This is a genomic window from Pseudomarimonas arenosa (assembly GCF_014841215.1).
GTDB lineage: Bacteria > Pseudomonadota > Gammaproteobacteria > Xanthomonadales > Xanthomonadaceae > Pseudomarimonas > Pseudomarimonas arenosa.
Genome location: NZ_JACYTR010000013.1, coordinates 33,384 through 56,283, shown reverse-complemented (window position 1 = coordinate 56,283; position 22,900 = coordinate 33,384). Strand labels below are relative to the sequence as shown.

The window sequence follows — 22,900 nt, the reverse complement described above, 5'->3', positions numbered from 1 at the left end:
GGCTCAGCGTCGGCTCGGCGCTCGGGCCAGCGCCAGCCAGTGCACCTCGGCGGCACCCGCGGCGAGCAGGGTGCGGGTTGCCTCACTCAGGGTGGAACCGGTAGTGATGACGTCGTCGACCAGCAACACCCGGCGTCCAGCGACCCGCTCGCTGGCGCTGAACACGCCGCGCACGTTGCGTCGGCGTTGACCGGCATTGAGGTCGGATTGCGGGGCGCTGGCCCGGTTGCGGGTCAGCAGCTCCGGCGCCAGCCGCGCGCGCCAGGCCGACGCGCAGCCGCGCAGCAGTTCGGCGCTCTGGTTGTAGCCGCGCTCGCGCCACCGCTGTGCATGCAGAGGCAGCGGCAGCAGCAGGTCGAGGTCTGTCGGCGACAGGCGCTGATCGAGCAGCGCCTGCAGCTGCGTGGCCAACCCGGCGCCGGCGGCGAGATCGGCGGAAAACTTCAGCCGTGCCAGCAGTCGATCGATCGGGTCGGCATAGAGAAAGAGCGCCAGGGCGCTGCGCTGCGGCGGTGTTCGGCGCAGGCAGCGGCCGCACAGTGCGCTGGGCTCGGCGGCCGGCAAGGGCAGGGCGCAGCGCTGACAGGCGCGGCCCAGCCAGGGCAACTCGGTGAGGCAGGGTGGGCAGAAGGCCTGCTCGGCCGGGCTGTTCATGCCACAGGCCAGGCAGCGCCGCGGCAGCAGCAGATTCAGGCCTTGCCCCAGGACCGCACGCCAGGGTATGGATTGGCTCAAGTTGACAGTCTCCGCCTGGCTTCCCAGACTGCTCGCCCACGCGTTGCCGGCGCCATACGCCGGTGAGAAAGCCAAGGATAGTCATGAGTCAAGCACTGCGTCACGATTGGAGTCGCGAAGAGGTTGTCGCGCTGTTCGATTTGCCCCTGCCGGAATTGCTGTTCCGGGCGCAGAGCGCGCATCGCCAGCATTTCGACCCGGCCGAAGTGCAGGTCTCGACCCTGTTGTCGATCAAGACCGGCGGCTGCCCGGAGGATTGCGGCTATTGCCCGCAATCGGCCCGCTTCAACACCGGTCTCAAGGCACACAAACTACTCTCGGTTGAAGAAGTGGTTAAGAGGGCGCAGACCGCCAAGGACGCCGGCGCCACGCGCTTCTGCATGGGCGCAGCCTGGCGCAGTCCGAAGGACAAGGATGTTGCCCAGGTCGCCGAAATGGTCAGCGCAGTGCGCGCGCTGGGCATGGAAACCTGTGCCACTCTGGGCATGCTGAGCGAGGATCAGGCCTGCACACTGAAAGGCGCCGGGCTCGACTACTACAACCACAATCTCGACACCGCACCGGAGTATTACAACGAGGTGATCCACACCCGCGGCTATCAGGATCGCCTCGATACCTTGGATAACGTGCGCAAGGCTGGAATGAAGACCTGTTGCGGCGGCATCGTCGGCATGGGTGAGAGTCGCGAGCAGCGCGCCGGTTTGCTGCAGACCCTGGCCAATCTGGCCGAGCATCCGCAGTCGGTGCCGATCAATCGGCTGGTTCAGGTGGAGGGCACCCCGCTGCACGGTACTGCCGAACTCGACGCCTTCGAATTCGTGCGCACCATTGCGGTGGCCCGTCTGCTGATGCCGGCATCGATGGTGCGGTTGTCGGCCGGGCGCGAAACCATGAGTGATGAATTGCAGGCGCTGTGCTTCAGCGCCGGCGCCAATTCGATCTTCTATGGCGAGAAGTTGCTGACCACCGGCAACCCGGATACCGAGCGCGATCAGGCCCTGTTCGCCCGCCTTGGATTGCGCCCGATGGCGGTGCAGCCGAGCGGCCATGACGGCAGCGTGCATGTGTCGATCGAGTGCGAGTCCTCGCAGGCCGCCTGATGTGAAGCCCCTCCCCCTGGCGGGGGAGACGGGCAACCGCCGACATGCCGCGCCCTTCGCTAGTCCAACGCCACCAGCTGCAACAAAGCGAGCGCGCCCAGCAGTCGCGGCTGCGCCGACTGCGCCTGGCCGAGCCGCAGCCTGGCGCCCGGGTGGTGGTCGAAGGGCGCGAGTATCTGGGCTTGGCAGACAATGATTATCTCGGTCTGGCCGATCATCCGGCGCTAAAGGCGGCGGCTGCGCGGGCGATCGAGACTCAGGGTGTTGGCGCGCGCTCGGCCCATCTGATTCTCGGTCACGGACCTGAGCATGCCGCGCTGGAGCGGGAAGTCGCCGAATGGTTGGGCCAGCCGGCCGCGCTATTGTTCGGTTCGGGCTATCTGGCCAATCTTGGTGTGCTGCAGGGGCTGCTGTCACCGGCGGACCTCTGTGTTCAGGACAAGCTGAACCACGCCTGCCTGTTGGACGGAGCCAAGTTGTCCGGCGCCCTGTTGCGGCGTTATCCGCATGCCGACGTGGCGGCTGCCGAACGTCAGCTGCAGTCCGCCGAGCGCCCGGCCTTGCTGGCCACCGATGGGGTGTTCAGCATGGATGGTGACCTTGCGCCACTCCAGGAGCTGACTGCCCTGTGTCAGCGCGAATCGGTCTTGTTGTATGTCGATGATGCGCACGGCGCCGGTGTGCTGGGTGCATGTGGTCGCGGCACGGCGGCGGAATTGGGTGTTCAAGATCAACTGCCGTTGCAGCTGGTGACTCTGGGTAAGGCCTTCGGTGCCTACGGCGGCGTGGTCGCCGGCCAGCAGGAGTGGATCGAGGCGATTCTGCAGTCAGCACGACCGTATCTGTTTGCCACCGCTCTGCCGGCGCCGCTCGCCGCGGCGGCGCGCGCCGCTCTGCGCATCATCGCCAGCGATGAGGGAGCACAGCGACGCGCTCAGCTGCATGCGATGGTCGATCGGTTTGTCGGCGCTGCGGCCGAGCTTGGGCTGCCTCTGCTGCCGAGCCGCACAGCGATACAGCCGCTGCTGCTGGGCGACGACGCGCGCTGCATGCGCGTTGCGGCGGCCCTGGCTGAACAGGGCATCTGGGTCGGGGCGATTCGGCCGCCGACCGTGCCGGCGGGCCAGGCCAGGCTGCGAATCGCCCTGTCGGCCCGACACACTGAGGATGACGTCGATCGCTTGTTGCAGGCGCTGCACACCGTGCTCGGCCAGGAGCGGGAGGCGCGTGAGTGACCTTGCATGTCGACGTGGTGGGCAAGGGGCCGCCCTTGGTGATGCTGCACGGTTGGGCCATGCATGGCGGCATCTTCAGGCCGCTGAGCCAACGCCTGCAGCAGCACTTTGAGCTGCATCTGGTTGATCTGCCTGGGCACGGCCACAGCCGTGCGCTGAGTCTGGCGCTGGACCGCACCCAGGTCATCGATCAATTGCTCGATGCGCTGCCCTGTGCGCCCTGGCTGGGTTGGTCACTGGGCGGTCTGTTGGCGATCGAAGCGGCGCTTCTGCGCCCCGAACGTCTGCAGGGCTTGATCGTGCTCTGCGGTTCGCCGTGCTTCGTGCGTCGCGAACACTGGCCGCATGCGGTCGAGGCCGAAGTGTTCCGTCAATTTGCCCGCGATCTGGCCGCTGACTACGCGGCCACCATCGACCGCTTCATCGCCCTGGAAGCTCATGGTTCGGACCAGATGCGCGCTGACCTGCGTGAACTGCGTGCCCACGTTTTCGACCGCGGTGAGCCGGATCCGGCGATCCTCAGCAGTGGGCTGAGCCTGCTCGAACAGGGCGATTGTCGCGCTGGTCTGTCGACCTTGAACCTGCCCAGTCTGTGGCTGGCTGGCCGTCGCGATCGGCTGGTGCCCTGGCAGGGCATGCAGCAGGCGGCCGAACTCTGTGGCGGTGCCTATGCACGCATCGAGTCAGGCGGACATGCACCCTTTCTCAGCCATGCCGATGAGGTGGCGGCGTTGATCTACGGCTTCCAGCCGAGCTGCAGATAGTAGACTGCGCCGCAACGCCCAGGTTCTTGCGCCTGGCAGCCAGGCCGAATCCTACGGTGCCGTGCCAATCTCACTGCGATCGCGGCCGTTCTGTTTGGCTCGATACAGGGCCTCGTCGGCCACGGCGATCAGGGCGGTGGCGTCGGCCACCTCTTCGCTGCAGGCGATGCCGGCGCTCAAGGTCACGCTGAACTGCTGATTCTTGGCGGCAAACTGCAACGCCTTGAAGCGCTGACGGATGTCGTCGGCAAGCTGCTGCGCTGAGTCAGCCCGGCAGTTGGGCAGCACCAGCATGAACTCCTCGCCTCCATAACGTCCAATTCGATCGCTGGCCCGCACCCGTTGCCGCATCAGATTGCCCAGGGCGCGAATCACCTGGTCGCCAGCGGGGTGACCGTAGGTGTCATTGACCTTCTTGAAGTGATCGATATCAGCCATCACCACCGACAGCGGTAACCTGCTGCGCCGCGAACGACTGACCTCGTTGATCAGTTCCTCCTTGATTCGGGCGTGCTTTAACAGGCCGGTCAGACTGTCGCGGTTGATCAGCATCGACATCTGATAGGCGCGCTCGCAGCGATTGCGTGCAGCCGCCACCAGGTGTCCATCGCTGATTGGCTTGGTCAGAAAGTCGTCGGCGCCCTCGCTGGTCGCGGTGAGCTGCAGATCGACATCGGTTTCTGCTGACAGGTAAACGATCGGCGTTGCCAGCCAGTCTTCATGCATGCGTATCACGCGCGCCAGCTCGGTGCCCGAGCAGCCCGGCATGTAGATGTCGAGCAGAACCAGATCGGGGCGGAAGCGCGCCATCACATCCAGCGTGGCATAGGGGTTCTCCACCACCTCGACGTCGAATCCGCCCGCTTCAAGGATGGTCGCATGATGACGTGCCAGCAGGATGTCATCGTCCACCACCAGCACCTTGAAGCGTGGCGCGGCACGGTGCTGTCGGGCCAGTTCGAGCCGGTCGACGATGGCCATCGGATCGATCGGTTTGACGAACAAGCCGCTGGCCGCGGCGCGCGCGGCGGATAGCCGCAGCTCGGTGGAATCATCGGTGGAGAGATAGAAGACGACGCTCTGTGAGAGATCGCCGTCGTCGCGCAGGGTCTGCACGCGATCGAAAATTCGGCGAATGCTGTCCTGGCCTCCGCCTTCGCAGTCGAGGTCGATGATCAGTGCCTCGGGGGGCTGATTGCCTACCTCCGCGGCCAGCTCGTCGAGACTGCTCTTGACGCGCACATCGTGACCGAATTGCAGCAGGGTGGCGGCCAGCCGCTCCGCCTCGCTCTGGTTGGGCTCGAGCAGCACGACAAAGTTGTCCTGCGTTGCGCGCCTGCTGCTGAGCCGCGGGCCGCTCAGCGGATCTCCCGGTGTGCCCAGATGCTGGCCCAGGTCGGCGATCTGCTCGGCCAGGCCATCGGCATCGAAAGCGGTCGAGACATCAGCGGCGTTGCGCAGGCCGCGAACTTTCAGTTCCAACTGGCGCGCGGCCCGACTCAACTCGGTGTAGCCAAAGCTGCCACCCGAGCCGGCCAGCTTGTGCAGCTGTGACTCGACCTCGGCCAACACATCTTCATCGGCGCTTTGTTGCAGCCGCACCGCCAGGGATTCCACCACCGCCCGCGTACGGACCTTGTAGTCGCGCTTCAGAGCCTCAAGCTGCGCCAGCGCCTGGGCGGCGCGTTGTTCGTTCACGAGCGGCGGGCCCAGATCTCGCGCAGTTGCTGGGCCAGTTTCATCGGGTCGAAAGGCTTGGCGACCACGTCCAGCGCACCCAAGGATTTCAGCTCGTCGACCTCGTTGGGCTGCACCTTGGCAGTCATGAACACCACCGGGATTTCGCGCGTCTGCGGATCACTGCGCAATTGCTTCAGCGCGCCCGGCCCATCCAGCCCCGGCATCATCACATCGAGCACGATCAGGTCGGGCCGGCAGCTGCGCGCGGTTTCCAGCGCTTCCACCCCCGAAGGACAGAAGCTGGTGCGCAAACCGCCAACCGTTTCCAGGGCGATTTGCGCCACGGTTCGGATGTCGGGTTCATCCTCGACACAGAGCACATGCTGCAGTTCGGCCATGCTGAATTCTCTGGGGCTGGGGAGACCTCACTTTACCCCAACCTGGATATTTCATGAGGTTGCGCCGACAGAACCAGAGCGCCAGGCGGAGCGAGAGCTTCGCCGGGCTCCACCATGCAAGGTCGATCAGTTCACTCCGCGATGCTTGCCGCGGTAAGGCCGATAGTATTCGCGCAAGCGGGCAATGTCGGCTTCGCAATCGTCGCTCATGTGGATGCAGTCGCCCAGGCCGATGCGTCGACTGGGGTAATCGAACCAGGCGCAGAACACCGGCACGTCGGCCTGGCGTGCAATATGCCAAAAGCCGCTGCGCCAGGGTTTGCCTGGCTTGCGGGTGCCTTCCGGCGCCAGCGTCACCCACATCACCGGTCGCGAGTGCAGCAGGTCGACGGTCTGGCCGACCAGGCCGGTGGCGGCATGGCGATCGGCCGGCACCGCGCCAAACCAGCGCAGGATCGGCCCCAGCCAGAAACGATTGAGTCCACGAAACAGCTCGGCCTTGGCCAGAAAGCGGATATCCACGCCGAGCGCCAGCTTGGCCGCCAGGCCCCAGATGCCGTCCCAGGCCGAGGTGTGCGGTACCGCCAGCATGACCAGCTTGGGCTGGTCGGGGAAGCTGCCGACCACGCGCCAGCCGCCGAGGGCCAACACCATCCGGCCAAAGCCGCGCACCAGCCAGCCATGGCGCTGCGGGGCACCGGCCGGCAGCGCCTGTTCGACCACGCCGCCCATCAATCTTTGTCCCAGCTGCGCGCCGCACGCTCGCGCTTGATCGAGGCGCGCTCGCGCTTGCTGAGCAGGCGACGCTCTTTCGAGGCTCGGGTTGGTTTGGTGGCAACCCGTGGTTTGGGCGGCTGCAATACGCTCAACAGGGCGCGCTGCAGGCGCTCGCGGGCATCCTGGCGATTGCGCTCCTGAGTGCGAAAGCGCTGCGCCAGAATCACCATCACGCCGTCTTCGGTCATCCGCCGATCAGCCTTCTGCAGCAGGCGCTGCCTCAGCCCGGGCGGCAGCGCGTCGGAGCCGGCGACGTCGAAGCGCAGCTCCACGGCGGTGGCAACCTTGTTCACGTTCTGGCCCCCAGGACCGCTGGCGCGCACAAAGCGCTCCTGCAACTCGTGGTCGGGAATGCTGATCGAGGGGGTAATCTTGAGCATGATGCGGAAAGTGACGTCGACTCCGCATTTTATCTGGCAATTGGCGAAACGCATGTGGCGCCGCGCAAACAACAACGCCCGCGATTGCGGGCGTTGTCCAGCGGGCAGCGGCTTGGATCAGTCGTGCTGCTCGTGTTTGATCACCTTGCGGGTGACGATCACCTTGTCCTTGCCGACTTCGACGCTGTCGTCGATGTCCTGCTCGGCATCGGCGATCAAGACGGCGATTTCATCTTCACTCAGGCGGGCATCTTCGCCGCCCTTGTGCATGATCACCACCTTGCGCTCGTGGCGTTCGCCATCGGCGCCTTCATGCAGGCTTTCATCGTCGAGCTCGATGATCTTGACCTTGCCGTCGCCGGCATCGGCGTGCCATACGCCGGCATGGCCGGGGCTGGCCAGACTGACTTCGGTGGTCTTGCCGGCGACTTCGACGCTGAGCCCGCTCTCGGTGCGGGTCACGATGGCCGGCTTGCCCGAGCTGGAGGTCAGCTGCCGACTTTCGCCCACTGCCAGCTGATCGAGATCGATCTCGACCGCTTCTTCGCCGCTGGCATTGATGATCCGCACATTGGCGACGTCCGAAGCCTGGCTGGGCGCCGACAGCAGGGCGCCGGCGCCGAGCAAGACGCCGAGCAGCAGTGGTCCGTTGAACAGGGTGTTAAGGTTGCGGTTGATCATGTCTTCACTCACTCCGTTTGAATGTTGCTGTGACATGGGGCAAATCTGCGCCCCGAGCGTTGGCTTGCAGGCAGAGGCCGGGATCCTGTCGGCCCCTGCCTGGCTTGCCCGAGGATGTAATTGCAGAAGCCGTGCCAAGGCGTGCTGTGGTCGGCAGGCAGGCTCAGCGATCGTCCAGTTTCGCCTCATAATTCAATGGCTTGCGCAGCATTCCACGGGCAGGCGGCGGATCCTTGCGGGCGCCGAAGGCATGGTCTCGAAGCGCCAGGCAGGTATGAGCTCAGGCACCCATACCGAATTGGGGATTGCGGTCCCGAAATCGGGATTGCGGCTTCAGCCGGCTGCCAGTGCCTGCTCAGCTCAGGAGTCCAGGCCGTATTTTTCCACCCGATACAGAAACGCCTTGTAAGGCAGGCCGAGCAGCTGGGCGGCGCGCTTCTTCTGCCCCTGCGCCTGCTGCAAGGCCTGGCTCAGCAGGGAGCGCTCCAGGGTTTCCCAGTCCAGTCCTTCAGGCGGCAGCAGGAACTCGGGGCTGGCGCTGCGTCTGGGGCCGTCGGGCAGGTCCTCGATCCGTGGCTCGCCGTCCTCAGCCAGCAGCAGCAGGCGTTCGACGCTGTTGGCCAGTTCACGCACATTGCCGCTCCAGGGACGATCGATCAGCGCCCGCAGCACGTGCTTGGGAAACAGCGTCGGTGGAAGTCCATGTTGTCGGGCAGCGCGCGCGGCCAGATGCTCGACCAGTAGCGGTATGTCTTCGCGGCGTTCGCGCAGCGGCGGCAGCTGCAGACTGACCACATTGAGCCGCCAGTACAGATCCTCGCGGAAGCGACCTTCGCGCACCTCCTGCGCAAGATCGCGATTGCTGGCAGCCAGCACTCGCACATCGACCTCGACTTCGCGTGATGAGCCGACCCGGCTGATTCTGCTCTCCTGCAAGGCACGCAGCAGTTTGGGCTGCAGCGACAGCGGCAGCTCGCCGATCTCATCGAGGAACAGCGTGCCGCCATCGGCGTTTTCGAAGTGCCCTCGACGCGCTGCCTGCGCCCCGGTGTAGGCGCCTTTCTCGGCGCCGAAGAACTCCGCTTCCACCAGGCCTTCCGGGATGGCCGCGCAGTTCACCGCCACAAACGGCCGCTCATTGCGTCGTGACAGCTTGTGCAGGGCCCGCGCTACCAGTTCCTTGCCCGTGCCCGATTCGCCGCCGATCAGCACCGTGGCATCGGTGACTGCCAAGCGCTCGATCTGTCGGTACAGACGCTGCATGGCCGGTGCGCGGCCGATCAAATCGACCAGTCGCTCGCGCTCGCCTAACGCATCGTTCAGTCGACGATTTTCCTCGCGCAGGTCGCGTGTGCGCAGCGCCTTGTCCAGGGTCAGCAGCAAGGCCTGACGTTCAAACGGTTTGGTCAGATAGTCGTCGGCGCCAGCGCGCACCGCTTGAACGGCATGTTGAATGCTGCCGTACGCGGTCATCAGAATGAAGCTGAGCTCCGGGCGCCTTTGTCTGACCTCCTGCAACAGCGCCAGGCCATCGCCTTCGGCCAGCCGATAGTCCGACAGCACGCCGACCAGATCGGGCTGGTCCAAGGTCTCCAGCGCCTGTGACTGGCTTTCCGCCTGACTCAGCGCGAAGCCGACGCCGCGCAGAATATTGCCTACCAACTCGCGTTGCGCCGGATCATCCTCAACCAGCAGCAGGCGACCGCGCGTCTCACTCTGGCGCATGCAAGGGCTCCTGATCCGCCTGCCGATCGTGCAGCCGCAGCTGGGCGCGAATGCCCCGGCCCTCGCGGCTCAGCAGCTGAATCTCGCCGCGATAGCGCCGCCGCGCCAGGCGTTCAGCCAGAAACAGGCCCATGCCGGCACCACTGGGCTTGCTGCTGACATGCGGCTGAAACAGACGCTGGCGAATCGATTCGTTAAGGCCAGGGCCCTCATCGTCAACCTCGATCAGCACCGACTGGCCCTGCCGGCCGGCCCGAATGCTGACCGTGGCGCCGTCGGGGCTGGCCTCGAGTGCGTTCACCACCAGGGCTTGCAGCATGATGCGCACTTCAACCGCCACCGCACGCAGCTGGCAGTCGTCAACGTCGCGACGCCACTGCACCCGGCCCTGGGCGCGCTGGCTGGCTTCCAGCAACACATCGTCGATGATCTCCCCCACCCGCACCGATTCGGGCTGGGCATCGGTGCTGGCCGACAGTGCCAGGAAACCGCGCAGCGCCTGATCGATCCTGGCCAGCTGTTCGCGACCCTGCGCGCCGAGCCGCTCGCCTTGTTGATCATCACCCACCTGCTGGCGCAAGGCATCGAGGCTCAGGCCTAGTGCGTGCAGGGGATTGCGCAATGAGTGCGCCAGACCGCGGCCGATTTCACCCAGTTCGGCCAGCTCGCGCTGGTCGCGACGGCGCTCCTGCTGCTGCTGCAGCTGGGCCAGGTCACGACTCATCCGATTGAAGGCTTCGATGCTGCGCTGGACCTCGCTTGGGCCTTGCGCAGCGAGTTGCTCGCCCAGGGCACCATGTCCGACCCGCTCGGCGGCCGCTGCCAACTGCCGCAGCGGTGCGGTGACGCGCCGCGCAATCAGCGCGGCCAGTCCGATGCCGACCAGCAGAAAGGCGACAAATCCCAGCCACAGATGACGACTGAAGCGCTCGACCGCCGCTTCGGTGGGCGATCCCGAAATGGGGATCGCCAGGGCGCCGCCATCGGCCCGATGCAGCCACAGCGCCGCGTCATCGGAATTCAGCGCGCGCTTGAACTCGACATGTACCTTGCCCGGTTCGTCTTCGCCCGGTTGGAAGCTGAAGTGCTGCAGTTCGGGTGTCAGCAGGCGGCCCTCGGCCTTCATCGCGGCAATCTCCTCGGCGTTCAGTTCGCGGCCATTGACCACCACCCGCATTTCTCGCTGCAGGGTCGATTCCTGGCCGGCACCGGCCTCCGGGCGCTCAATGACGCGCTGCTCCTCGCGCTGATCAAAATCGAGCACGGTGACCAGCGAATGGCTGACTTCGGTGACCGTCTGGCCCAAGGCCTGGCGCAGATCCGCGGTCAGTGCGCGCAGGCCGAGCAGGGCGGCCAGGGCCAGGCCGACGATCAGGGCGGCAAGGGCCAGAGTAAGTCGCAGCGAAAGAGACATGGGGCAAGCTTGGCCAGGGGGTGAGCCCTTGTCCAGCAAGGGCCATGCCAGTGGCATAGGGTGCATCTCGAACGCACCGCACACATCGCTCGATGCACCGATGCTGCGTCCAAGACGCTCCCTATGCGTTAGCGGCCGAGCTGACAGGCCACCAGCGGTTCCTGCTCGGCCTGCTGCCAGCGGCCGTCGTCCAGCGCATCGCGTTGCTCGGCCGGCGGGAACTGGATATCGGCGACCAGATTCTCATCGGCGCTGGCGCGTATGTTCGACAGGCCGACAAAGCGCATCAGGCGGCGATCGGAGTTGCGATAACTGACATCGATGGCGTCGGCAAACCAGCCGAACAGCCCCGACAATGCGAGCCGAAAGGTACTGGCCGACTCGCCGTACAGATTCTCCTCGCCGGTCTTCTGCAGCTTGAAGCCGTAGGCTGCCAGGCGACTGGGGACCAGAAAGCGCAGGCTGACTTTCTTGCCGGCCTGCAGCTCCTCCCAGTGACTGCGCACGAACTCATCGAAGCCGGCATCGACCACCAGGGACTCGCCCAAGCTGATCGCGTCGGTTTCAGCCGGCTGGTTGGAGGCACGCTGGACCAGGGCCTCGCCAGCCGCCTTGCCGCGCGAGAAGCCCTCGGCATAGCCAAGTCGCGCATCGTCCATGCGAAAACTCGGGGCGTAGGGCGGCTCGCCATAGCTCACTGTCTTGCGGGCAAAGGCCTCGCCGCTGGGGCAGCGATACATCACCAGGCGTTCCCGCGGTCGCCCGCCTTCGGTGCGCAGGTAGTGGTGCTCGGCATACAGCAGGTTGCCCGAGTCGGTGGCCCGGGCCTCACCGCGATATTCGATGCCGCTGGCCGCCGCGGTGCTGCAGATGCAGAGCAGGGCCAGGCAGATTGCAGTGCTGTTGATGTTCATGCACTAAGCCTACCGGAGCTTGGATGAAGTTGCAGTGTCCCTCTCCGCGCCTGCAATCGGGCCAATCACCCGTCACCAATCCCACAGCAGGCCGATCAGCAACAGGCCCAGGGCAATGCGGTACCAGGCAAACACAGTGAAACGATGTGATTTGACGTAGCCGAGCAGCCAGCGCACGGCAATAAAGCCGGTCACGGTGGCAGCAACGAAGGCCACGCCGAGATCGGCCCAGGCTTCGCCGCTGCCGCCGTTGAGGAAATAGCGCAGAATCTCGAAGCCGGTGGCGGCAAACATGGTCGGAATGCCAACCAGGAAGGCGAACTCGGTGGCCGCCGGGCGGTTGCCGATGCCGGCTAGCAGGGCCGCGAAGATCGCTGCCGCCGAGCGCGAGGTGCCGGGGAACACGCCGGCAATCACCTGCGCCGCGCCGACGATGATGGCCACTCGCCAGGTGATGCGGGTCAGCGCCTCGAAGTGCTCGCTGCGGCCCTCAATCCACAGAATGGCGATGCCGCCCAGCATCAGCGCCGCCGCCACCGGCAGCACGCTCTCGGGCAGCTCCACGCCGGCCAGCTTGGCGATCAGGCCCAACACCGCAGTGACCGCAAAGGCGCCGATCAACTTCAATGCGTAGTCACGCTGCTCAGGCTCACGCCAGCCGCTGGCCAGGCTCCACAGGCGCTGCCGATAGACCAGACTCACCGCCAGAATCGCACCCGATTGCACGGCGATATTGAACAGATCCGAGCGTCGTCCGAGCCAGTGCTGGGCGATCAGCAGATGGCCGGTACTGGAAATCGGCAAGAACTCGGTCAGCCCTTCGATGATGCCGAGCAGCAGGGCGGCAAGCAGATCGTTCAAGTGCGTCGGTCGGTGTGGCGGGGCCGCAAGCATACGCCATGGTGGGCGGACCGGGGTTGCGCTCCCTGCTGGCGCTCTGCACAGTGCGGTCTGCTGCCAAACGGAACCGCGAACATGCGTATGCCAGGATGGACTCGATGGCTTTGTCTGCTGTGGGCGACGTCGCTGTGCTCAGTCGCGCTGGCCGCCGATTCGACGGAACGCTTCGCGGTGTTGATCAGCGCTGCGCGGGTGGGGCATCTGCACGTTTCGCATCAGCACGACGATGGCGTTCGAACCATCGAGATCGACTTCGACATCAAGAACAACGGACGCGGTCCGACCATCAAGGAGCGCTTGCAGCTTGATGACCAGGGTTTGCCGATCAGCTGGTCGATTCAGGGCGCCACCACCTTCGGTAGTCGTGTCGATGAAGTGTTCACCCGCAGCCGGCGCGGCGCGCAATGGCACGATGCCAGTGGGGAGGGTCGTACCAGACTGACGACGCCGGCCATGTACATCGGCCAATCGGCCAGTCCCTGGGCGCTGGGCATGTATGCCCGGGCGCTGCTGGCGGCAGACGGCGGCCGTATGGCTACCCTGCCTGCTGGCGAAATGCGCCTTGAGTTGCAGCACACCCTGACCCTCACTACCGAGGGTCAGGATATCGGCTTGCGCGCGCTGGCGATCAGCGGGCTCGACTTGAACCCGAGCTATATCCTGCTCGATGACGACAATGCCCTGTTCGCCTACGTCGGTGGACGTACTGTGCTGGTGCGTGAAGGTCATCAGATGCACGAAGAGCGGCTGCGACAGCTGGTGGTTGATCTGGCCGCGCGTCGACTCAAAGCGCTGGCGCAGTCCTACACGCATCGTTTCGACGGACCGCTACGCATCCGTAATGTGCGGGTGTTTCAGCCAGCCACACTTGACCTGAGCGAACCGTTGAGCGTGGTGGTGTCGGGCGCGCAGATCAGCAGTCTGCAGCCGCTCGACACCCCGGGCACCGAAGGCGAGACCCTGGTTGAAGGCGAAGGCGGCACCCTGGTGCCGGGCCTGTTCGAAATGCACGCCCACAGCTCGGATAGCAGCGCCGTGCTCAACGTGCTGGCTGGCGTCACTTCGATGCGAGACATGGGCAACAACAACGAGTTGCTGGCGCAGATGATCGGGCGCATCGAAACTGGCGAATTGATCGGCCCACGCATCACCCGCAGCGGCTTCATCGAAGGCAAGAGCCCGTTCAGTTCCAACAATGGTCGATTGGTGGACAGCGAACAGGCGGCGATCGAGGCGGTGCGTTGGTACGCCGCCCGCGGCTATTGGCAGGTGAAGCTGTACAACAGCCTGAATCCGGCCTGGTCGCCGGCGGTGATCGCCGAGGCGCAGCGGCTGGGTCTGCGCGTCGCCGGTCATGTGCCGGCGTTCTCCACTGCCGATGCGATGATCGACGCCGGCTATGACGAGCTCACCCACATCAATCAGATCATGCTCGGCTGGGTGCTGGCGCCGGATGAGGACACCCGTACCCTGCTGCGCATCACCGCCCTGCGTCGACTGGCGTCGCTGGATCTTGACAGCGACGCGGTGCAGGCCACCCTGGCCGCCATCCTTGAACACAAGGTTGCGGTGGAGCCGACGATTGCCATTCACGAAGCCGCCATGCTGGGCCGCAACGGCGACGTGCCGCTGGGGCAGCGCGATTACTTCGACCATATGCCGGTCGGTCATCAGCGCGATGCCAAGCAGGCCTGGCTGGATCTGGCAGAGAAAGGCGATGATCAGGCTTACCGTGCCAGCTATCAGAAGCTCCTGGAGCTGCTGCGGATGATGCATCAGCGTGGCGTACTGCTCATTCCAGGCACTGATCTGGGTGGCGGATTCACCTTCCATCGCGAACTGGAACTGTTCGCCGCCATAGGCATGAGTCCTGCCGAAGCCCTGCGCCGCGGGACCTACGATATGGCCGAGTATCTTGGCCAACATCAGCAGCTCGGTTCGATTGAGCGCGGCAAGCGCGCCGATTTCTTCCTGGTGGCCGGCGATCCGACCCAGGATCTGAAAGCCATCAAACACATACGCATGGTGGTGCAGGATGGCAAGATGTTCCTGCCGGCTGAGGTCTATCCGCAGTTTGGTATTCGGCCGTTGGCCGAATCGCCGCGGATCATCGCGGCGCAAGCCACGTCCAGGTCCGCCCAGGTCGAGTAGGGTGACAGTGCCTGCCTTCCACCTTCACTGACTTCGAGGATTCGCATGTCCAGTACCTCAACCGCTGTTTCGCATTCGCTTCGCGCCGCACTCCTGGTCTGCCTCGGGTTGGCTGGGTCATCCATGCTTCAGGCCAGCCCGCTGGATCCGCAGGTTCAGCAGCTGGCCGCCGAGGTGAAGTCCAAGGTGGTGGCGTGGCGTCGCGACATTCATCAGCACCCGGAGCTGGGCAATCGCGAGACGCGCACCGCCGCCTTGGTCGCCGAGCATCTAGGTCAGCTCGGGCTCGAAGACGTGCGCACCGGAATTGCGCATACCGGCGTCACCGCGCGCTTGAAGGGCGGCAAGCCCGGCCCGCGCATTGCCTTGCGCGCCGATATGGATGCCTTGCCGGTTACCGAACAGACCGACCTGCCGTTTGCTTCCAAGGTGACCACCGAGTACCGCGGCGAAACCGTTGGCGTGATGCATGCCTGCGGCCATGACGCGCATACCTCGATCCTGATGGGCGTGGCCGAGGCCTTGGTGAAACAGCGTGCAGAGCTGCCGGGTGAAGTGCTGTTCATCTTTCAGCCGGCCGAAGAAGGCCCCCCGGAAGGCGAGGAAGGCGGCGCCTCGATGATGCTGCAGCAGGGCATCTTTGACGATTTCAAGCCAGAAGCGGTGTTTGGCTTGCATGTATGGAGCGCGCTTCCTGTCGGAACGATTGGTTATCGTAGCGGCCCGTTCATGGCCGCTTCGGATCGCTTCGGCATCGTGGTGAAGGGGCGGCAGACCCATGGTTCAAGGCCCTGGGGCGGCATTGATCCGATCGCCATCAGCGCCGAGCTGATCAGCTCCTCGCAACACATCGTTTCGCGCGAGATGGATATCAGCCGGCTGCCGGTGGTGCTGAGCTATGGCGCCATCAAGGGCGGCATCCGCTACAACATCATCCCGGACAGCGTCGAGCTGGTTGGCACCATCCGCAGTTTCGATGAGGGCATGCGCAAGGAGGTTCATCAGCGCCTGCGCCGGGTGGCCGAACACACCGCCGCCGCCCACGGCGCCACGGTGGAGCTGCAGGTGCCGGCCGATGCCGGCAATCCAGTGACGGTGAACAACCCCGAACTCACTGCACGCATGCTACCGGTGCTCGGCAGCGTCGTCGGGCCGGACCAGGTGATCGAGATGGATCGGGTGATGGGTGCCGAAGACTTCAGCCTCTATGCTCAGCGCGCACCGGGCCTGTTCTTCTTTGTCGGCTCGACGCCGAAGGAAACGCCTATCGCCGAGGCGCCCAGCAATCACTCGCCGATGTTCCACCTCGACGAGCAGGCGCTGGATGTAGGTGTTAAAGGGCTGCTGGCGGTGAGCTTGGACTACCTCACGCAGGGGGCGCGCTGAGACTACTGAGCTTGGGTCAAGCGGCGTGTTAAAGACTGCCATGGAAGGCGCGCCAATAAGGCAAGCTCGCGGGCACTCGCTTCAGGGTGCGTTGCGGCAAAGTCTGTGTTGGCATTCACCGACCGCGGCCAACGCTGGCTCAGCCTGCCGCAGCCAGCCTCGGCAAAGCAGACCGTTCGACGCCCTCATGGACTCGTCGCGCCTTGCACTCGGCGCAAAGTCCTCGGTGATCATCCGCACCCCCTCATGAAACATCCGGGCTAACCTCGCCGTAGCAGCCCACGGATGACATACATCAGGACCGTGACGGCCAGCAGCAGGCCGGCGCCAATTGCCTCCTGTGCGCTCATCTGCAGTAGCAGCCAGATGATCACTGCCGCGCTGAGCATTGGCACCAGCGGACCGCCGGGAATGCGGAACTGTCCCGGCTCCGGCGGTCCATGCCGCCGACGTAGCGCGATCACCGCCAGGGCCACGCCCAGATAGATCAGCAAGATGGCGCCGGAGGCTACGACGGCCAGCAGTTTGAAGCTGCCGGTGAGCGCAAACACGCAGCCTGCGGCAGCGAAGAAGGCGATGGCCACGTGGGGCGTGCGGTGTCGCGGGTGCACCTTAGCCAGCACGCCAGGCAGCAGTCCGTCGCGGGCGGAAGCGAAGATCAAACGTGGTGTGTTGAGGACGTCGCCGCTGAGCGCGCCGAAGATCGAAACGATCATCGCCAATAGCAACAACTGACCGCCCCAGTCGCCGAGCACGTGGTTGGCCACGGCTGACAGCGGCGCTTCGGTGTTGCCGGCGAGATCCGCGCCCAGGGCGCCCTGCGATACGCCCTGCAGCAGCACATAGAGGATGAACACGCCGCCGACACCGAGCAGCAGCCCGCGCGGAACCGTTCTGGCCGGGTCCTTGATCTCACCGCTGGTGTTGAGGGCGGTTTCGGCGCCGGCAAAGGCGAAGAACAGGATCAGCACGGATGCACCGAAGTCTTGCAGCGTTGGCCACGTATCGATGTGCAACTGATCGAGGCGCATGGCAAACAGACCTACGCCGGTCAGCAAAAGCAGCGGCAGCAGTTTGGCGATGGTGGTCAGCAGTACCAGGCGCACGCCGGATTTCAGGCCGGCAATGTTCACCATGGCCAGGAACCCGAACAGTGCGATCAGGAACAGGTTGCGCGGCGCGCCTTCGGCCAGCGCTGGAATGACCAGTGCGAGGGCATCGGTCAACGCAATGGCCAGCGCGGCATCGGCCAGCACCGACCAGCCCAACCAGAACAGGGTGGAGGCCACAAAGCCGGCAAACGGGCCAAAGGCTTCAGCGATGTAGGTGTAGCTGCCGCCGCTGCGCGATATCCGACTGCCCACTTCGGCATAGCACAGGAACACCATGCTCACCGTCACCGCACAGGCCAGATAGGCCAGAATCGCGGCCGGCCCCAGCTGCGCCGCGACGATGCCGGGCAAGGTGAAAATGCCGGCGCCGACCACCAGGTTGACGATGTTGGCGCCGAGCGCCCCGGTGCCGATACGGCGCACCAGACCTTCGCTGGTTTCCTGAGAACCTCCGGTGTGCTCCGTCATCGCCCCGCTCCCCCGAGCCCTTGGCTAACCTGGGCGAGACCGCCGAATCGCGGCGTCACCTGCGTATCCCGGTTGCAGCATACGCGAAGCAGGGCGTTGCTCTTGGCCGCGCCGCCAGCCGAGCAGTCCCCGGGGCCCGCTCGGCTGGCGCAGATCGGGCTCGCCGCTGAAACCGCTGGAGGCTTCGCCCTGTTGATTTCGGCGCAGGAGATTCGGTCTCGACAGCATGGCGCTGCGGCGGTGTTTGGCCATACTTATGCCATGCCGGTCTTCACCACCATCGAGTTGCTGCAGGCCTTGGTCATGCTGCCGAGTCTGCTGCTGTCCGTCCTGCTGTTCTGGCAGCGGCGGCTTTGGCCCTTGGCGGCATTTCTGGGCTTGCTCGGCCTGCAGCTCGGATGGAATCTCGCGTTAAGTCATGGTTTTCCAGGACCGGCGGAAATTGCTGCGGGCCTGGACTTCAGCTACGGGCCGCTGATCCTGGCCCTGGCGCGTCATTTGGGATGGCGCGAAAGGCCAGGACTTGGAATCTGGCATGCGCTGCCCGTGGTGCTGATGCCGTTGGCATTGCTGGCATGGCCCGAACTGAGCAGTTCTGTCTGGTGGCTGGCGGGTTGCAGTGCGAGTGTCTATCTGTTGCTGGCCCTGCGCGAACTCGATCGATACCACCGCGCATTGCGTGCCACGCATTCAGCGTTCGAAGCGCAAAGTCTGGTCTGGCTGCGACGTGCCATTTGCGGCCTGCTGCTGGTGTTCCTGCTCGACGTACTGCGGGTGGCTCTGCGACCGCATTGGCCCGGCTCGGAGCCTGGCTTGATCATCGCCATCTATCTGGGCGCACTGTGCTTCGTGGGGGCGCTGGTCTGGCGAGGCTTGCAGCAACCAGCGTTGTTCGCCGGCATCAGCCTCGACGAGCCGGCCTTGGCAGCAGCTCCAACGCGGCAAGAGTGCGCGGAGGACCAGAACACCGTCTTGGCCTCGTTGGCAGAACGGATCCAACGACACCTGCACGAGGCCAGGCCCCATCTTGATGCGGAGCTGACCGTGCAGACCTTGGCGGCGCAGCTGGGTGCCCCGGCCAAGCAGGTTTCTGCGGCGATCAATCAACATCTAGGGCGGAACTTCAATGATCTGATCAATGCTGCGCGAGTAGAAGCCGCGTGCGCCTTGCTCCGCGACCCGGCTCGCAGCGGCGACAAGCTCCTCGCCATCCAGCTTGATGCCGGATTTGGTTCGCGCACGGTGTTCAATGCCGCCTTCAAGCGCGAAACCGGGTTGACACCCAGCCAATGGCGGCGGCAAAACAGACCGTGAAGCCCTCGACGGCCGACTCAGCGACATCGCGGCGTTGATGTCCACAATCCGGATCGCGGACAACTTCTCTGGCGTTCGCGGGCAGACTGGGTCGGTGCTCGCGTCCCGAGCGGAACCAAGAGAACTACCACCGTGATACCGATACCGGCCCCGCTGCGCTGGCTGATCCTGTCGCTCGCACTGTTGGGCAACCCTGTTTGTGCCGCCGCCCCAGAAAGCCTGCGGACGCAGCTGCAGACACTGATCGATAGCGGTGGTGTTCGCGGTGTCAGCTACGCCCTGTTCGATCGCCAAGGCATAGTTGCCGCCGGCGCCCTGGGTAGCGCCGATGTGGCACGCAAGCAGCCGATGAGTGGGCGTACCCTGATGCGCGCCGGCTCAATCACCAAGACGCTGACCGCTATCGCGGTACTGCGGATGGTCGAGCAGGGCAGGTTTGCTCTGGACACGCCGGTCCGCGAACTGTTGCCGGAAGCGCCGGTGGTGAATGCCTGGGAAGCAACTGATCCGATCCGGGTTGTGCACCTGCTCGAACACACGGCTGGCTTCGACGACACCAGTCTCGGCAAATTGTTCGTTCGGGAAGAGCTGCGCCAGGGCCATCTCGCCAGTCTGCACGCCGATCCGCGGCCATTGACTGCTCGCTGGCGGCCGGGCTCGATGATGAGCTATGCCAATCCCGGCTATGCCTTGCTGGCCGCGATCATGGAGCGGCAGACCGGCCTGTTGTGGGAGGACATCATCCGCAGCGAGGTGCTGCAGCCGCTCGGAATGGTCGACAGCGTTCTGACCATCGCCGAAGCAACGCAGCGCGAGCATGCAACCGGCTATCGCGGCGCCGGCATGCAGGCGGTGCCCTTGCTGCCGATGCCCGATCGCGCAGCCGGTGCCTTGTGGAGCACACCAGAAGACCTGGCGCGGCTTGGTCGCTTTCTGATGAGCGATGGAGCCAGCGCGCCGGGTGTGTTGGCTGCAGACAGAGTGCGGGCGATGAAGTCGGTGCATTCCACGCTCGCCGCCAAGGCAGGGCTGCACTGGGGCTATGGTCTGGGCGTGCAGCGCAGCGCCGCGCATGGCGTTGAGTGGCTGGGCCATACCGGCAGTGTGTATGGAGCGGGTGCGACGCTGCAGTACCAGCCACAGCGCGGGTTGGGCTACGTGTTGATGGTCAACACCGATGAGGTGGGCGAACTGGCTGACCCGTTGGCGCAGTTCATCGTCAGCCAGCCCGCGCCGCCAGGCGAAACGCCATCCAAGGTGGCGATCAGCGGCGATGTCGAGGGGTGGTACCGCCGCCGTGACACGCGCCCCGAACTTGGCGCCGGCATCAATTGGTTGCTCGGTGTGGTCCGGGTCTGGCGTGATCCCGATGATGCCCGGCAGCTGTATGTGCAGGCCCCGCTGTCCGAGCCCAGCGGCTACAGCTCGCCGGACGACAGCCGCCTGACCAACGACAGCAGCGGTCTGATCCGTTCGGCCATGATCCGGCAGGGCGGGCGCGTGATTGCCCTCGATCTCAATGGGGGTCTGTTCATGGAGCGGGTCTCTGGATTCTCGGCCGTTGCGCCCTTGCTCGCCGCCGGGCTCAGCACAATCGCCCTGCTTACCGCACCGTTTGGCCGCCGCAATGCGCTACACAACCGATGGTTGCGACGACTGCCAAGCCTGGCCCTGCTGTCGCTGCTGGTCTTCATGGTGCTGATGCTGCAACTGGAGCTGACCACGCTTGGACAGATCAATGCGGTTGCCATCGGCATCCTGGTGAGCACATTGTTGTTGCCAGCATTCGCGCTGTCAGGGCTGGGCCTGAGTCTTTTCTGCTGGCGGCAGGAGAGCGCCAGACTGGCAAAGACGCGCTGTCTGCTGGGATCGCTGGGCGCTACGTGCATCGCCCTGTTCTTTGCCTGCTTTCATGGCTTCGCGCTGTGCATCTGGACGTGGTGAGGGGTGACCGTACCAGGTCCTTGTGGAGGACAATGAGCGCCACCCAGCGCGCTGTCGGGTTGCAATCATCACCCTCAGGTGCTCGATGCGGCGCTGCGGGCCTTTGCCTGCTGCGTCGCACTGTGCGCCCGCAGCAGGCGGGTGAACTCGGCGCCAAAGCCATGCATCATCTGGCGCAGGGCGGCCAGTTGCTGCGGGTCGGCGCTGTGCGGAGCAGCCGGTTCGGCCCACCACAGTCCCACCGCCGTGTTGTTGACCGCCACGCTGGCCAGCATCAGTCCGCGCTCAGGCTGCCATGACTCAAGTGCCTGCGGCAACTTGCCGTTCAGTGATTCCAGCTGGGCCGGTGCAATCAGCAGCGCGGCACGCGGATTGCTTAACAGTCCTTTCAGCAGGCCGCCCTGCTCGGGCGGAAACTGAATCGCGCGGGCGGCTTTGGCATCGCTGAAGCCATGAGCGAAGTAGACGCCGATGCGTTCCGGGTTGCGCATTCTGAGCAGCAGGGCGCAGCGACCAATGCCCTGTTGTTGCAGGTGCTGGGCGGCGGCAGCGAGGAACTCACCGGTCGAGGAAAACTCCTGCTTGATGCAGCGGGCAATGAAGTCGGCCGGGCGCGGGACCGGTCGGTTTGCCGGGTGCGGGGCGCTCAGCGCCGAATGGCCGGCCAGCAGCTGGCTCGCTTCAGTGCTCGGCGTGCTGTCGTCGGCGCGTCGGTGGTCTGGCCGAGGGTGCGGTAAGCGGATCATCCGCGCCGCCGGCGCCAGCAGTTCGCGCCCGTAGGCCGACTCCTCACTGGCCTGCAGGGCGGCACGTTCCAGGTCATAGCGCAGACTGGACACCGAGCGGCCGAAGCAGGTGGCCGCGATCCGCAATAACAGATCGGTTCGCTGTGAGTGCCAGTCGTTCTGCGCTTCCAGCGCCAGGGCGTAGGCCAGGCGGCAGCTCAGCATCGGTTCGCGCAGTCGACGAGCGAGTTCAGGCGCGGCTGACAGGGGACGTTCGTTGTCGCGTGCCAGGCGTGCGGCAGCGCGCATCAGGCCTGGCGGCAGCTGCATCCGTTTGGCCAGATCCTCGGCCATGGCGAAACCCAGATCCTGCAGGTGTTGCGTAGTGAGCTGAGCGGTGCTCAGGCCAAGCAGGGCGCGCTCCGCCGCGGCACGGCGTTCGCCAGCGGCAACTCGCCGATCGAGCTCGGCGCACAATGCCGGATCGATCAGGGGCAGTTTCCAGCGCATCACACCGAGCAGGGCGGTGACCCAGAAGCGATAGTCGGCATCCCCGGCCACGTCATGTAGCATCCAGCGGGCATGGATCAAGCAGGCCAGTCGGCTGTCGGCCAGCGCCTGCAACACCTGTCGATGCGTTGGCTGAGTCGGGTCGAGACGATCGCCGGGATAGCGCTGCAGCTGTTTCAGCAGGGCGACGCAGCCGAACATGCGCAAGGCGTGCTGCAGACCGCTCAGATTGGCAGCGATGCGCGGCGAGCGATTGGCCTCACAGAGCACCGACAGCGCGATCGGCAGGTCGGCGGCGATCTGCTGTTGCAGGGCCTCGAGATCATCCTTGCAGTCGAGCAGGGCCTTCCAGGCAGCGCCATCGGCCACCGTCGGCAGTACCGCCGCGCGCAGACGTTGGCGCCATAGCGTTGACGCGTCAGCGGTGTTGGGTCTGGCCTCTGCCATGTATGCCCCTGAGATTGGCCCCTTCCGCAGCATAGCAGGCGCGTCTGGCCGGCCGACATCAGTGCCGCTGCGGTGATCAAGCCGGGCAACCCCCTTGGCGGTTGACGACCACTTCTTACGATCCTCAATCAGATCCGGAA

At 65.1% G+C, this 22,900-nt stretch carries 19 protein-coding genes; 7 read left to right on the top strand and 12 right to left on the bottom strand.

From position 1 onward, the window contains the following. Positions 1 to 3: 3 nt before the first annotated feature. Positions 4 to 735, bottom strand: a complete 732-nt coding sequence (locus IFO71_RS08820) for a ComF family protein (RefSeq protein ID WP_192029263.1) — start codon at positions 733 to 735, stop codon at positions 4 to 6. 83 nt (positions 736 to 818) lie between these two features. Between IFO71_RS08820 and bioB the strand changes: the two genes are divergently transcribed. Genes bioB through bioH form a run of 3 tightly spaced genes read left to right on the top strand, consistent with a single transcriptional unit; the run spans position 819 to position 3,834 of the window. Beyond that, positions 819 to 1,835, top strand: coding sequence for a biotin synthase BioB (bioB, locus tag IFO71_RS08815; protein WP_192029262.1), 1,017 nt, complete (start codon positions 819 to 821; stop codon positions 1,833 to 1,835). 44 nt (positions 1,836 to 1,879) lie between these two features. Continuing rightward, positions 1,880 to 3,070 (top strand): 8-amino-7-oxononanoate synthase, encoded by a 1,191-nt coding sequence (bioF, locus tag IFO71_RS08810; protein ID WP_192029261.1) that lies wholly within the window; start codon positions 1,880 to 1,882, stop codon positions 3,068 to 3,070. Between the two features lie 2 nt (positions 3,071 to 3,072). Next, entirely contained in the window at positions 3,073 to 3,834 is a 762-nt protein-coding gene (gene bioH, locus IFO71_RS08805; RefSeq protein WP_192029307.1) for a pimeloyl-ACP methyl ester esterase BioH, read from the top strand. Between the two features lie 51 nt (positions 3,835 to 3,885). On the opposite strand, the gene IFO71_RS08800 is transcribed toward bioH, so the two are convergent. The 9 genes from IFO71_RS08800 to IFO71_RS08760 all read right to left on the bottom strand — a co-directional run bounded on the left by IFO71_RS08800 (position 3,886) and on the right by IFO71_RS08760 (position 12,664). Then, a complete protein-coding gene (locus IFO71_RS08800; protein WP_192029260.1) occupies positions 3,886 to 5,532 on the bottom strand; it encodes a diguanylate cyclase in 1,647 nt (548 codons plus the stop codon). Beyond that, positions 5,529 to 5,912 (bottom strand): response regulator, encoded by a 384-nt coding sequence (locus IFO71_RS08795; RefSeq protein ID WP_192029259.1) that lies wholly within the window; start codon positions 5,910 to 5,912, stop codon positions 5,529 to 5,531. Before IFO71_RS08795 ends, IFO71_RS08800 begins: the two co-directional genes overlap by 4 nt. 126 nt (positions 5,913 to 6,038) lie before the next feature. After that, complete coding sequence (locus tag IFO71_RS08790) at positions 6,039 to 6,644, bottom strand: 1-acyl-sn-glycerol-3-phosphate acyltransferase (RefSeq protein WP_192029258.1); 606 nt, start codon at positions 6,642 to 6,644, stop codon at positions 6,039 to 6,041. Further along, positions 6,644 to 7,069: an alternative ribosome rescue aminoacyl-tRNA hydrolase ArfB gene (gene arfB / locus IFO71_RS08785; RefSeq protein ID WP_192029257.1), complete on the bottom strand. Its 426-nt coding sequence runs from the start codon at positions 7,067 to 7,069 to the stop codon at positions 6,644 to 6,646. Before arfB ends, IFO71_RS08790 begins: the two co-directional genes overlap by 1 nt. Before the next feature lie 117 nt (positions 7,070 to 7,186). Continuing rightward, positions 7,187 to 7,750 (bottom strand): hypothetical protein, encoded by a 564-nt coding sequence (locus IFO71_RS08780; RefSeq protein ID WP_192029256.1) that lies wholly within the window; start codon positions 7,748 to 7,750, stop codon positions 7,187 to 7,189. Positions 7,751 to 8,110: 360 nt separating this feature from the next. Further along, the gene (locus IFO71_RS08775) at positions 8,111 to 9,475 is read right to left on the bottom strand and encodes a sigma-54-dependent transcriptional regulator (RefSeq protein WP_192029255.1); all 1,365 of its coding nucleotides are present in this window, start codon (positions 9,473 to 9,475) and stop codon (positions 8,111 to 8,113) included. Continuing rightward, positions 9,462 to 10,889, bottom strand: a complete 1,428-nt coding sequence (locus tag IFO71_RS08770; protein ID WP_192029254.1) for a sensor histidine kinase — start codon at positions 10,887 to 10,889, stop codon at positions 9,462 to 9,464. The genes IFO71_RS08775 and IFO71_RS08770 overlap by 14 nt, the downstream gene beginning before the upstream one ends. 128 nt (positions 10,890 to 11,017) lie before the next feature. Continuing rightward, positions 11,018 to 11,803, bottom strand: a complete 786-nt coding sequence (locus tag IFO71_RS08765) for a hypothetical protein (RefSeq protein ID WP_192029253.1) — start codon at positions 11,801 to 11,803, stop codon at positions 11,018 to 11,020. Positions 11,804 to 11,875: 72 nt separating this feature from the next. Continuing rightward, entirely contained in the window at positions 11,876 to 12,664 is a 789-nt protein-coding gene (locus tag IFO71_RS08760; protein WP_225444505.1) for an undecaprenyl-diphosphate phosphatase, read from the bottom strand. Positions 12,665 to 12,778: 114 nt separating this feature from the next. Between IFO71_RS08760 and IFO71_RS08755 the strand changes: the two genes are divergently transcribed. Further along, on the top strand, positions 12,779 to 14,854 hold the full coding sequence (locus tag IFO71_RS08755) for an amidohydrolase family protein (RefSeq protein ID WP_192029251.1): 2,076 nt from the start codon (positions 12,779 to 12,781) through the stop codon (positions 14,852 to 14,854). Between the two features lie 45 nt (positions 14,855 to 14,899). Further along, a complete protein-coding gene (locus tag IFO71_RS08750; RefSeq protein WP_192029250.1) occupies positions 14,900 to 16,240 on the top strand; it encodes an amidohydrolase in 1,341 nt (446 codons plus the stop codon). A 260-nt stretch (positions 16,241 to 16,500) separates the two neighbouring features. On the opposite strand, the gene IFO71_RS08745 is transcribed toward IFO71_RS08750, so the two are convergent. Then, positions 16,501 to 17,820: an APC family permease gene (locus IFO71_RS08745; RefSeq protein ID WP_192029249.1), complete on the bottom strand. Its 1,320-nt coding sequence runs from the start codon at positions 17,818 to 17,820 to the stop codon at positions 16,501 to 16,503. A gap of 102 nt (positions 17,821 to 17,922) precedes the next feature. On the opposite strand from IFO71_RS08745, the gene IFO71_RS08740 reads away from it, so the two are divergent. Beyond that, entirely contained in the window at positions 17,923 to 19,134 is a 1,212-nt protein-coding gene (locus IFO71_RS08740) for a helix-turn-helix domain-containing protein (protein WP_192029248.1), read from the top strand. A 132-nt stretch (positions 19,135 to 19,266) separates the two neighbouring features. Further along, positions 19,267 to 21,078: a serine hydrolase domain-containing protein gene (locus tag IFO71_RS08735; protein WP_192029247.1), complete on the top strand. Its 1,812-nt coding sequence runs from the start codon at positions 19,267 to 19,269 to the stop codon at positions 21,076 to 21,078. A 74-nt stretch (positions 21,079 to 21,152) separates the two neighbouring features. On the opposite strand, the gene IFO71_RS08730 is transcribed toward IFO71_RS08735, so the two are convergent. Next, the gene (locus IFO71_RS08730) at positions 21,153 to 22,760 is read right to left on the bottom strand and encodes a hypothetical protein (RefSeq protein ID WP_192029246.1); all 1,608 of its coding nucleotides are present in this window, start codon (positions 22,758 to 22,760) and stop codon (positions 21,153 to 21,155) included. Positions 22,761 to 22,900: the final 140 nt, after the last annotated feature.

Bases quoted from the DNA above. Each gene is read 5' to 3' on its own strand.
- IFO71_RS08780 (WP_192029256.1), bottom strand. From the start codon at position 7,750: ATGATCAACCGCAACCTTAACACCCTGTTCAACGGACCACTGCTGCTC.
- IFO71_RS08730 (WP_192029246.1), bottom strand. From the start codon at position 22,760: ATGGCAGAGGCCAGACCCAACACCGCTGACGCGTCAACGCTATGGCGC.
- IFO71_RS08775 (WP_192029255.1), bottom strand. From the start codon at position 9,475: ATGCGCCAGAGTGAGACGCGCGGTCGCCTGCTGCTGGTTGAGGATGAT.
- IFO71_RS08790 (WP_192029258.1), bottom strand. From the start codon at position 6,644: ATGGGCGGCGTGGTCGAACAGGCGCTGCCGGCCGGTGCCCCGCAGCGC.
- IFO71_RS08770 (WP_192029254.1), bottom strand. From the start codon at position 10,889: ATGTCTCTTTCGCTGCGACTTACTCTGGCCCTTGCCGCCCTGATCGTC.
- bioB (WP_192029262.1), top strand. From the start codon at position 819: ATGAGTCAAGCACTGCGTCACGATTGGAGTCGCGAAGAGGTTGTCGCG.
- IFO71_RS08765 (WP_192029253.1), bottom strand. From the start codon at position 11,803: ATGAACATCAACAGCACTGCAATCTGCCTGGCCCTGCTCTGCATCTGC.
- bioF (WP_192029261.1), top strand. From the start codon at position 1,880: ATGCCGCGCCCTTCGCTAGTCCAACGCCACCAGCTGCAACAAAGCGAG.
- IFO71_RS08795 (WP_192029259.1), bottom strand. From the start codon at position 5,912: ATGGCCGAACTGCAGCATGTGCTCTGTGTCGAGGATGAACCCGACATC.
- IFO71_RS08755 (WP_192029251.1), top strand. From the start codon at position 12,779: ATGCGTATGCCAGGATGGACTCGATGGCTTTGTCTGCTGTGGGCGACG.
- IFO71_RS08745 (WP_192029249.1), bottom strand. From the start codon at position 17,820: ATGACGGAGCACACCGGAGGTTCTCAGGAAACCAGCGAAGGTCTGGTG.
- IFO71_RS08750 (WP_192029250.1), top strand. From the start codon at position 14,900: ATGTCCAGTACCTCAACCGCTGTTTCGCATTCGCTTCGCGCCGCACTC.
- arfB (WP_192029257.1), bottom strand. From the start codon at position 7,069: ATGCTCAAGATTACCCCCTCGATCAGCATTCCCGACCACGAGTTGCAG.